Genomic DNA, 11,687 nt, shown 5'->3' with positions numbered 1-11,687 from the left:
TATCATGAATGTTTACGATATAAAAGACCCCCAATTCTTAAAAGACTTATCCATTAAAGAACTCGTTTCATTAAGCGAGGACATCCGTGCGTTTCTAATTGAAAATATTAGTCATACGGGTGGACACTTATCAAGTAATTTAGGGGCAGTAGAACTTACCATAGCATTACATAAAGTATTTGATTCACCAAAAGATCAAATCCTTTTTGACGTCGGTCATCAAGCCTATACACATAAAATATTGACAGGAAGAGCCCCACTATTTGATACGTTAAGAAAAACAGATGGTTTAAGTGGATTTTTAAAAAGAACTGAATCTATTCATGATGTGATGGAAGCTGGGCATGCATCAACCTCACTTGCTATTGGGGCTGGGATGCTTTATGCAAAAAAATATAATCAAGACATTGGTCATGTAATCATGTTAATTGGTGATGGCGCTTTAGCCAACGGTATGGCACTTGAAGCACTAAACTTCATGGGGCATGATGCAAGCAAACACCCAATTATCATCTTAAATGACAATGAAATGAGTATTAGTAAAAATGTTGGCTATTTATCAAAAATTCTTACTAAAATACGTATGAAAAAAAGTGTGAAAAGATTAAGCAAAACTACAATGAAATTTACACCAAAACCTTTAAGAGGTTTTGCAAGAAAACTTGAAAAACGTATGAAAGGTTTTATTAGTGGACAAAGCTATTTTGAAGACCAAGGGTATGATTATTATGGGCCTTTAGATGGGCATGATTTTAAATCATTATTAACCGCCTTAACAATTGCCAAACAAGCCAACAAACCATGTATTGTACACGTTAGAACAAAAAAAGGTAAAGGATACAATCATTCTGAGGTAGATACTTTAGGTATTTGGCATGGCGTCAGTCCGTTTGAAATTGAAAGTGGTTGTTTTATTAAAGGCAAAAAAGCAGATTTAGTAAGTTATTCTAAGGCTGTATCTAGATACTTGGTTGAACGGGCTAAACATGATCCTGATTTTTATGTCATGACCCCAGCAATGATAGGCGGTTCTGATTTACATGCCTTTGAAGAAGCCTATCCCGATAGACTTATCGATGTAGGTATTGCGGAACAAACTGCTGTTGGCGTAGCCACTGGACTAGGCTTAAAAAACGTTAAAGTATTTTTAAGCATATATTCAACGTTTTTACAACGAGCTTATGATCAGGTCATTCACGATGTAACCCGTCAAAATATCAATGTCATATTTGGGATTGACCGCGCTGGATTAGTCGGTGGTGACGGTGAAACGCATCAAGGCATCTATGATATTCCTATGTTATCGCATATTCCTAATATCACGATTGCACACCCGAAAAATACACAAGAACTATATGGCATGCTAGAATATGCCTTTAACACGCACAAAGGTGCTATTGCAATCCGCTATCCAAGAGAAGATGTATATGTTGTTCAAAACGGTGAAACATTTGATGAAATCCCTCCTTCATGGGATGTAATAACAAAAGGGTCAAAAGCAACAATTATTACATTTGGTTCGTTGGTGTGTGAATTAGAACATCGTATTAATAAAGAATCACTCGATTATACATTAATAAACGCAAGGTATATCAAACCATTAGATGAAAAAGTGTTACGGTTGATTGACCGCAGTAAGCCGATTATTACCGTTGAAGAATCCACACTTACTGGTGGATTAGGGTCAATGATTCGTGATTACTTTTCAGATCAAACCTTACAGTATAATACATTCATTCGTTTGGGCTTTCATGAAGCATTTGTGCCACAAGGTGATAAAGAAACCATGTTAAAACGTTACGGACTTGATGCAGATAGTATCTTAAAAAAAGTGAGTGATTCCATTGAAAAGACTTGATGTATATTTAGTAGAAAACGGCTATTTTAAAACAAGACATCAAGCACAAATAGAAATTAAGCATCAACGCATAAAAATCAACAATCAAGTTTGCGTAAAACCGTCAACACAAATCAAAGATACGGATACGATTACCGTCTTAAAAGCCTATAATCCTTATGTAAGTTTAGGAGGATTAAAACTTGAAAAAGCGATTAATGACTTTAAGTTAGATTTTACGAACTTGATGATTGTTGATGTGGGTTCATCTACTGGCGGATTCACTGATTGTGCGCTTAAACATGGCGCTAAAGGGGTCATTGCCATTGATGTAGGGACGCAACAAATGGTGGAAGTCTTACGCAAAGATAAACGTGTAAACTTAATGGAAAAAACCAACTTTCTTACGCTTGATAAACCGTTTAGCGAACCGATTGATTACACCCTAATGGATGTTAGTTTTACATCATCATTGCCACTGATACAGCATGCAAACGCGTTATTTAATGCGTCATTAATTGTTTTAATAAAGCCACAATTTGAATCATTATTAACTCCGAAAAGCGGGATTATAAAAGATATAAAACTTCATAAAAAAATTCTTTCAGATTACCAAACAACCTTAAACAAGCACCAACTATATATTCAAAAACTAACCTTCTCACCTTTAAAAGGTGGGAGCGGGAACATCGAATTTTTAGCACTCATTAATCAAACCACCAATTATATTCAAACTGATAACGTTGTTATAAGCGCACACGACACACTTAAGTAGGAGGCACTATGTTAAAATACTTATCCGTCAAAAACTTTGCAATTTTAGAAAATATAGAAGTTGAATTTGAAAACGGAATGACTGCATTAACTGGTGAAACTGGTGCCGGTAAAAGTCTACTGATTGATGCAATCGGTCTTTTACTTGGAGATCGTGCGTCTTCAGGTGTGGTTAGAACAGGTGAAGAATATTGTGAAATAACCGGATTATTTGTGAACTTAAGTGATCAAGTGATTAGGGTATTAAAAGCTTTAGATATTCCGTGTTTGGATAAAGAATGTCTCATAAAAAGACAAGTAAGCACAAGCAGTGCTAATATCATAAAAATTAACCGTCAAACAGTAACCTTACAAGATTTACGCATCATCACTGAACACCTTGCAGACATTCATACGCAACACGACACGAAACGATTAATTAATCCAGAAAGTTATTTATCACTCATTGATCACTATGATGAGTCTATTGCCCAATTATTAAAAGATTATCAATTAAAAAGACATACGTATTTAGCAGATTTAAAAGCGTATAACCAATTATTAAACGCTAATGATGATGCCCTTGATAAAATGGATTTCATGCGTTTTCAACTTGATGAGCTTGAAAAACATAACTTAACTGAAAATGAAGAAGAAGTAATCACGCAACAACTAGACACGCTAAAAAACTTTGATAAAATATTCCAAGCAGTCACAAACAGTTTAGATGCGATTAAAAACCAACAAGCACTAGAAACCATTTATGAAGCATCAAACCAACTAAGCACCATTTCATCTTATGATGATAATTATCAATCATTAAGTGAACGCTTAAAAAGCGCTTATTATGAGTTAGATGACATAAAAGATGACCTCGCGCAAAAAGCAGCCACACTTGATTTTGATCCAAATGAGTTAGAAACACTAGAAAATAGACTGCATACTTTAAACACGTTGAAAAGAAAATATCGAAAATCAATTGATGAACTTATTTCATTTAAAGATGAACTCACACTAGAAATTAATCAATTCGAAAATTATGATGAAGCACTATTAACAAAAGAAGAAAAACTAAAAAGCTCATATGATGCAATAAAAAAACAAGCTTATGAGTTAAGAAATAGACGAATTGATCAAGCAAAACACATAGAAACGAAGTTACTTGAACTTTTGAAAGATTTAGAACTAAAACAAACTGTGTTTCAAGTCGTCTTTAATGATGTAAGTATTAATGATATAAAAAATGCCACCTTATTTAAAGAAGATGGCATTGATGAGATTGACTTTTACTTATCTACAAACGTTGGTGAAAGCTTAAAACCTTTAAGCAAAGTAGCAAGTGGTGGAGAGTTAAGTCGTATTATGCTAGCATTAAAAGAAATTCTTATTAAAAACATGGGCTTATCACTCATGATTTTTGATGAAATAGATACCGGTGTAAGCGGGTTTGTTGCGAACCAAGTTGCCCTTAAAATGAAAAAAATCTCAGAAAACACCCAAGTCATTACAATTACACATCTACCACAAGTTGCGGCTAAAGCAGATCATCATTATTATATCTATAAAACTGAAGAATCATCTCGTACAAAAGCATATATAAAAACCTTAGATATTCAATCAAGAATTAATGAACTAGCCATAATGATTTCATCTGATGAAGTCAATGAGCATGCGCTAAAAGGTGCTGAAGCGTTACTTAAAAAATAAAAAAAAAGCACACCTGTGCTTTTTCTCTTATCTAAACATTTGGAAAAGTAAGAAGAATGTCCCAGCTACTGTACCTAGTAAGAATCCGAAGACTAAAATAATTATAACAATGCGTCCCCATTTTTTCTTTAAAGGATTTTTATACACAGCTTTTTCTTCATTACGTGCTTTTTTAGGACGTTTTCTGCTCTCTGGCATGGAATCACCTCAAATCATATTGTTCGTATGCTAAGTCATTATATCGCAAAATTTAAAAAAAGGAAAGATATTGCATGAAAAAATACCGAATAATCTTTCATATTGACTTAAATGCTTTTTACGCAAGTTGCGAAGAAGCCCAAGACGAGTCATTAAAAAATCATCCAATAGGGATTGCCCAAAATAGCGATCGCGGTATTTTAACAACGGCTAATTATGCCGCACGCAAATTCGGTGTAGGCAGCGCGATGAATGTTTATGAGGCAAAAAAACGATGTCCTCATATCAAAATAGTCCCACCGAACTTTGCTTTATACGAAATGTATAGCGAAAAATTCTTTAATTATTTGTCTACATTCACAAATCAACTAGAACCTGCCAGCATTGATGAAGGCTATTTAGATATTACAGAGGACTTAAAGGATAAACATCCATTAGATATTGCTCAAGAAATTCAAGATTACCTAATGAAAGAATTGAACCTGCCTGTATCAATTGGCATAGCCCCTAACATGTTTTTAGCTAAAATGGCTTCCGATATGAAAAAACCGTTAGGAATTACTGTTTTAAGAAAACGTGACATTGAAGAAAAATTATGGCCACTACCTATTGAGAAAATGCATGGTATTGGTAAAAAAACGGTTCCGAACCTAAAACTACTCGGTATTGATACAATTAAAGATTTAGCCCTATATAAAGATATGAATACCTTATCAAAATTTTTAGGGAATCAAACGGATAGTTTTATTGCTAAAGCAAACGGGATTGATCATCGCCAAGTTGATCCATCTCGTGCTGAAACCGTTCAAAGTATCGGTAATTCAAAAACCTATGAAGGATTCTTACATACTTATGAAGATATGGTTAAAGCACTAGACCAGTTAACTGAAACAGTGATCAAACGGTTAACTAGTCATGAACTATCAGCAAAAACGATTGCAGTATCTGTTAGAACCAATGACTTTACCAATCATTCAAAGCATTATTCACTACCTTATCACACACAAAATCCAGATGAAATTAAAGAAACCGTTGATTTTTTGTTTGATGAACTTTATGATGATAAACCCGTTCATTTACTCGGGGTATCCACATCAAACTTACAAAAACATCAAACCTTATTTAGACAAATAAACATTTTCGAAGCAAAAGAACCGCTTGAAAAAGAAGAACATATTTCAAAATTATTAAAAAGTATTAATGAAAACTATAAAACGCCATTGCTTAAAAAAGGAATAAAGGAATAAAGACAATTGTTTTTTTAGATTATTATGGTAAAATATACGCATAGATTAGGCGTTTAAATTGGGGGAGTGAACCATGAAAAAAATCGTATCATTAATTTTATTTTCACTAACTATTTTAATTTTAACTGCATGTAGACCAGATGATATCGTCCAACAAACACCACCAACCTTCTCGCACATTTTAGTAGAAGATAGAAGTCCGGTATTAGATGGAGAAATCGATCCTTATGTGGTTAATAAACAAGACATGATTCGAGTTGAAGTCCATCTTAACAATCCATCAAATTTTAGGATTAATACGGTAACGATTAATCAAACAACATACCGCACAAACCGTTTTGATGAAACCTCAACAAATAGTATGATTGTTTTATACTTATCGGTTGGACAGATTACCGGTTTAACTGAATATACAGTTCAGCGTATAGAATATTTAGATGAATCAGATGCTGTAAGGGGATTTAATGTAACAACTGAAAACGTCTATGAAGTATTTGTATTAAAAAGTTTACCAACTGCAACCATTCCAAGTTTTTCATTACATTCTGAAGCCTTGCAGTTTGAAATAAACCTACTTGATGTCGATCAAGTCATTATACCTGCATCAGCACAAGCAAGATTATATTTAGATGGAACACTAATCGATACACGTTCGTTAAATCGTGGTGTGAATAGTTTAGTGTTTGAAGATTTACTAAGTGATGAAACCTATGAACTAATCGTTAAAGTCGATTATGATTTAGAAGATAGTCAAGGGGTTCAAACAGAATATTTATTAATTGACAGTCAACCGTATAAGACCACCGCTAAAACAGCACCGAGTTCTAGCATTTTAAACGTGCGTGTTACTGAAAATTCAATTACATTTAATGTAAGCCTAAATAATCCATCAAACGTTTTAGTCGAAGACGGATTAAAAGCGGTTTTATTACAAAACGGTGATGTAATTGAAACAAAAATATTAAATCCGAACGCGTTAAACGATATTAATTTCGGTGGTTTATTAAATAATAATACCTATACCATTCGCATTTTAGCAGATTTTAATCTTAACGATGCAATAGGACTTAGAGAAGATGTTTTACTCTCATCAAGCACCGCACAAACCACTGCAAGAGAAATTCCTGAACTCAATGCACAAGTGATTTCTGTTTCTCAAAGTCGCTTAGTACTGAGTATCAATGCATCGAACTTAGAAGCCGGTGGCATTGTGGATTTATCAACGCTAACCGCAGTTCTTTATAATGATGTAACCAATGTTATATTAACTCAAGCAAACTTACTAGATGGACAACTCATATTTGAAGTTGATAATTTACTTTCTAATACGTTTATTAGAATCGAAATAGAAGCAGATTATGATTTACAAGACGGGCAAGGTGTAAGAAGAGATACTATTTTTGAAACCGTTATTAATACAAGTCAAAACATTATCCCTTCAGGAACGATATCTGCGATGACATTAAATCAACGCAGTGTATCATTTACTACCTCACTTGCTAATCCTAGTAATACAGTCGTTCCAAACACATTCATTGCAGAACTTTATGAAAACGACACACTCATTGAGACGCTTATCTTACCAACACAAGGTGGAACGTATACATTTGAAGGTATTAATGTTTATTATGAACATGCCTATACCGTTAAAATTTACGTCGATTATGACCTTCGTGATGGCTTAGGTCCGGTGGAAAATGTCCACTTATATACATACACTAAAACAAGTGCTGCAGCCAAAGCACCAATTGCTTCTATTACAAGTATTGTTGAAGTGAGTAATGGTTTCCAAATAAATTATGTTGTTTATGATAATGATGCAACCATCACTGAACTTTATTTGAAATATGGCAATGAAACATTTGTATTAGATACGGAAGAAACTATGATTGTGCTCACAAACTTACATAACAATCAAGCATACCAGTTTGTATTAGAAGCAATGTTTAATTTAAGAGATACAAGTGGTAATCAAACATTAACACTTTATGAAATGAATTACACCACACGAGCACTCGCTACACCAAGTGTTGAGTTATCGCTTACTCCAAACAAAGACTCACTTACCTTTATACTAGCTGTAACCGATACTGATTTAACCGGTGAAGTCACATCAATCGAGTTATACTTAAACAACACGTTAGTAGAATCTTTAGACCCATTAAGTTTAAGAACCTTTACAAACTTACAATCGAATACAACCTATGAACTTAGAGTGACTTATGCTTATAACTTAAATGATAACGAAGGCTTAAGACATATTACATCAACCGCTGAATTTACAACTTTAGAAAAATTCCTTCCAAGTATTACAGTAGAAGAAGATTCAGTAACATCAGAAAGTATTATGTTTGATGTAATCATTGACGATTTAGATAATGTTGGTGAAATTACAGCCATCAATTTATACTTAGGAAGTACGTTAGTAGATTCGTTAACTGATTTATCAGAACGCGCATTCCTAAACTTATTATCTAATAACACCTATACCATAGAAGTCGTTTATACGTATGATTTAAACGACGGAACTGGTGAAAAAACGCTAATTGAAAGTATAACTGCAGTAACCTCAGCTAAAGCATTACCATCAGTAGATTTAGCTATTGAAAACGTAAGCACTGAATCAGTTATGTTTACTGTTGATACAGTCGATTTAGATAATGTTGGTGAAATTACAGCCATCAATTTATACTTAGGAATTACGTTAGTAGATTCGTTAATGGATTTATCAGAACGCGTATTCTCAAACTTATTATCTAATAACACCTACACCATAGAAGTTGTTTATACTTACGATCTTAACGATGGACAAGCCAACCAAACAATTATAAGAACGGTTCAGTTTGTTACAGAAAGTAAAGAAGTCCCAACATCAAGTATTACAGATATTGTCTATGGTAAAGGTCAAGTAACCTTCAATGTAACCACCGATGATAACGATACGACAATAGTAGTGGGCACTTTAACGGCTGTCTTACTCAAAAATGGTTCTGTAGTATCAACCGAACTCATAACATCACCTATGCAAAGTGTTACCTTCATAGAATTATTAAACAATGCAACCTATGAAATAAAAATTATTGCAAATTATGATTTAAATGAAGGCCAAATCATCGAAGATGCAACGCTTGCTCAAGTAGAAATCAATAGTCTTGATTTAAGACCAATCATTACGATGACTGAAACAAGAAGAAAAGAAAGCATGCGTATAAGAGTATCTTATAACGATGCATACGACGTGTTAACGGGCAATTTAGTTATTAGATTCTATGATGAATCTGACAACCAAGTAGGAAGCAGCTTTATTTTAAGCGATGAACTAACCATAGAGTTCTTAGAACTATGGTCAAATCATGCCTATACTGTTAGAATCAGTGGAACATTTGATTTAGAATATGGCCAAGGCCCACAAAATGTTTTAGTATTTGAAAAAACAATCCAAACACTAGCCAAAGTACGCCCGAACCCAACATTTGGTGAAATAAGCGTATCTGGTAGTGATATTAACGTTGAAGTAAGTGGTTTTAGCGATCCAGATAATGTTGTAGTAACAGATTCTGTTGAACTCATTTTATATGAAGACGGTATAGAAATTGATCGAATTACTTATATTATTGGAGAAAGTTCATATACATTCACAGATGTATACAACAGTTCAAGTGAATACACAATTTCCATTGTTGGTGAACTAGACTTAAATGAGTCAACAGGAAATGAAACAGTACTATTTGATAGCATTACATTTGTTGTTAGTGATTAAAAAAACTTTATAAAAGGGCGTTTTGCGCCCTTTTTAAAAAAGGAGGATTTTTATGAAAACAGTACTTGTTACAGGGGGGTCTATTGGAATTGGGCTTGCATTAGTAAAAGCTTATCTAAAAGAAGGGTTCAAAGTGATTAATATGGCACCATTTACTCCAAAAGAAAATATCACTGGGGATTATCACTATGTCCATGCAGATTTAAGAAAAGTTAATCAACTAAAAGATTTTTTTGATCAAGCCTATGCGCATGCAAAACAAATCGATATTTTAATTCATAATGCAGCGGCAGACGGTGATAACACGTTTCTTGATTTAACACAAGATGCGTTAGATGATGTCTTAGCCGTTAATTTAAAAGCTCCAATTTTCTTATCGCAGTATTTTACAAAACAATATTATGGTAAAACAGGAAGAATCATTATCATTTCATCAACAAGAGCCATGATGAGTGAAAAAGATACCATCCCATATACAGTCACTAAAGGCGCTTTAAATGCTTTAACCCATAGTTTAGCCATAACCTTACAAGCGCACTACATTACAGTAAATGCCATCGCACCAGGATGGATAAACAGTAAGGATGAACCAATAAAAGACCATGACCATTTCTTCCATCCTTCAAATAGAGTTGGCACAACAAGTGATATTGTAAAAGCATGTATGTATTTATCAGACCCAGAAAATAGTTTTATCAATGGAGAAGTCATTACCATTGATGGTGGTGTCAGTAAAAAAATGATTTACCCAGATTAGAGGTGCAAAATGAAAGATTATTTAAACCGTCAAAGAGCTTACTTTAACCAAGATGTAACTAGAGACTATACTTTTAGAAAACAGCAGCTTAAAAAGTTGTATACAGCCATTAAAATGTATGAATCTTTAATTAAAGAAGCACTATACAAAGACTTGCATAAATCTTCATTTGAAGCTTATGCAACTGAAATAGGCTTTACCCTTCATTCCATAAGAAAAACCCAAAAACACTTAAAAAAATGGATGCAATTACGTAAAGAAAAAACACCATATTACCATTTATTCACAAAAAGTTATATTAAACCAGAACCGCTGGGACAAGTGCTTATAATAGGACCATTTAATTATCCTTTTCATTTAGTTATTGAACCATTAATAGGAGCCATTGCAGCGGGTAATACGGTGGTTATAAAACCAAGTGAGTATACAACAAACACAGAGCAAATCATTAAGCAAATGATAGAAGAAACATTTGATCCTGAATATATCCGTGTGGTTACGGGTGGGAAAGACGTTACAAGTGAACTCATTAAACTACCTTTTGATCATATCTTTTTTACAGGAAGTACCCAAGTCGGTAAAATTATCTATCAAGAAGCTGCAAAAAATTTAGTTCCAGTCACACTTGAACTTGGGGGTAAAAGCCCTGTAATTATAGATAAAACAGCTAACTTGAAAGTGGCAGCTAATCGAATTGTATTTGGTAAATTCATCAATGCAGGACAAACCTGTATTGCCCCAGATTATATTTACATTGATGAATCCATTAAGGAAGAATTTATTCCATTACTAAAAGCTGCAATCGATGCATTTTATCCAGAGATAGATGATTCATACGGTAAAATCGTAAATGTTAAGCATTATAACCGTTTAATTAATTTAATTGATCAAAAAAAAGTGATCTATGGAAATGTTCAAGATGCTAATGCGCATAAAATCTCACCAACCATCATGGATAACGTCTCTTTTAATGATGCAATCATGCAAGAAGAAATATTTGGCCCTATTTTACCTATGATTACATTTACAACTATAGATGAAGTCATTGACAAGTTAAAAACACTTGATAAACCACTCGCGTTATATCTATTTACCAGTAATGCAGCAGTTGAAGATGATGTGTTTAATAAACTTTCCTTTGGGAGTGGGGCCATTAATGATACCATCACCCAAGTTGCCACACACTATTTACCGTTTGGCGGTGTAGGGGCATCGGGTATTGGAAGTTATCACGGTAAGCAATCATTTGAAACATTCTCTCACCATAAAACCTATATTAAAAAAACGACTAAATATGACTCTAAATTAGCGTATCCACCGTATAAAAACAAAGAAAAATTAATAAAGAGAGTTTTGAAGTAAACAACCACGGTTGTTTACTTTTTATTTACCCATCTTTTAAAAATATTGAATTTAAATCTTTAATGT

At 33.6% G+C, this 11,687-nt stretch carries 8 protein-coding genes; 7 read left to right on the top strand and 1 reads right to left on the bottom strand.

Translation table 11 applies throughout. The features are described from left to right. Positions 1–4 precede the first annotated feature (4 nt). The 3 genes from dxs to recN are packed head-to-tail and all read left to right on the top strand — an operon-like array spanning position 5 to position 4,297. Positions 5–1,858: a 1-deoxy-D-xylulose-5-phosphate synthase gene (gene dxs / locus ACHAJD_RS06915; RefSeq protein ID WP_435585128.1), complete on the top strand. Its 1,854-nt coding sequence runs from the start codon at positions 5–7 to the stop codon at positions 1,856–1,858. Further along, entirely contained in the window at positions 1,845–2,612 is a 768-nt protein-coding gene (locus ACHAJD_RS06910; protein WP_435585127.1) for a TlyA family RNA methyltransferase, read from the top strand. The genes dxs and ACHAJD_RS06910 overlap by 14 nt, the downstream gene beginning before the upstream one ends. Before the next feature lie 8 nt (positions 2,613–2,620). Then, positions 2,621–4,297, top strand: a complete 1,677-nt coding sequence (gene recN, locus ACHAJD_RS06905) for a DNA repair protein RecN (RefSeq protein WP_435585126.1) — start codon at positions 2,621–2,623, stop codon at positions 4,295–4,297. Between the two features lie 27 nt (positions 4,298–4,324). Here recN and ACHAJD_RS06900 read toward each other — a convergent pair whose 3' ends face one another. Continuing rightward, complete coding sequence (locus ACHAJD_RS06900; protein ID WP_435585125.1) at positions 4,325–4,495, bottom strand: hypothetical protein; 171 nt, start codon at positions 4,493–4,495, stop codon at positions 4,325–4,327. A gap of 74 nt (positions 4,496–4,569) precedes the next feature. On the opposite strand from ACHAJD_RS06900, the gene ACHAJD_RS06895 reads away from it, so the two are divergent. The 4 genes from ACHAJD_RS06895 to ACHAJD_RS06880 all read left to right on the top strand — a co-directional run bounded on the left by ACHAJD_RS06895 (position 4,570) and on the right by ACHAJD_RS06880 (position 11,621). Further along, the gene (locus ACHAJD_RS06895) at positions 4,570–5,742 is read left to right on the top strand and encodes a DNA polymerase IV (protein ID WP_435585124.1); all 1,173 of its coding nucleotides are present in this window, start codon (positions 4,570–4,572) and stop codon (positions 5,740–5,742) included. A 73-nt stretch (positions 5,743–5,815) separates the two neighbouring features. Then, a complete protein-coding gene (locus ACHAJD_RS06890) occupies positions 5,816–9,502 on the top strand; it encodes a hypothetical protein (RefSeq protein ID WP_435585123.1) in 3,687 nt (1,228 codons plus the stop codon). Positions 9,503–9,554: 52 nt separating this feature from the next. Then, positions 9,555–10,259 (top strand): SDR family NAD(P)-dependent oxidoreductase, encoded by a 705-nt coding sequence (locus tag ACHAJD_RS06885; RefSeq protein WP_435585122.1) that lies wholly within the window; start codon positions 9,555–9,557, stop codon positions 10,257–10,259. Positions 10,260–10,268: 9 nt separating this feature from the next. Next, complete coding sequence (locus ACHAJD_RS06880; protein ID WP_435585121.1) at positions 10,269–11,621, top strand: aldehyde dehydrogenase; 1,353 nt, start codon at positions 10,269–10,271, stop codon at positions 11,619–11,621. Positions 11,622–11,687: the final 66 nt, after the last annotated feature.

The organism is Liberiplasma polymorphum (assembly GCF_043951795.1).
GTDB classification, from domain to species: Bacteria; Bacillota_I; Bacilli_A; order Izemoplasmatales; family Izemoplasmataceae; genus Liberiplasma; species Liberiplasma polymorphum.
This window is presented reverse-complemented; position numbering and strand designations above follow the sequence as displayed.

Excerpts from the sequence above, each read along its gene's own strand:
- dxs (WP_435585128.1), top strand. The coding sequence starts at position 5 with ATGAATGTTTACGATATAAAAGACCCCCAATTCTTAAAAGACTTATCC.
- recN (WP_435585126.1), top strand. The coding sequence starts at position 2,621 with ATGTTAAAATACTTATCCGTCAAAAACTTTGCAATTTTAGAAAATATA.
- ACHAJD_RS06900 (WP_435585125.1), bottom strand. The coding sequence starts at position 4,495 with ATGCCAGAGAGCAGAAAACGTCCTAAAAAAGCACGTAATGAAGAAAAA.
- ACHAJD_RS06895 (WP_435585124.1), top strand. The coding sequence starts at position 4,570 with ATGAAAAAATACCGAATAATCTTTCATATTGACTTAAATGCTTTTTAC.
- ACHAJD_RS06890 (WP_435585123.1), top strand. The coding sequence starts at position 5,816 with ATGAAAAAAATCGTATCATTAATTTTATTTTCACTAACTATTTTAATT.
- ACHAJD_RS06885 (WP_435585122.1), top strand. The coding sequence starts at position 9,555 with ATGAAAACAGTACTTGTTACAGGGGGGTCTATTGGAATTGGGCTTGCA.
- ACHAJD_RS06880 (WP_435585121.1), top strand. The coding sequence starts at position 10,269 with ATGAAAGATTATTTAAACCGTCAAAGAGCTTACTTTAACCAAGATGTA.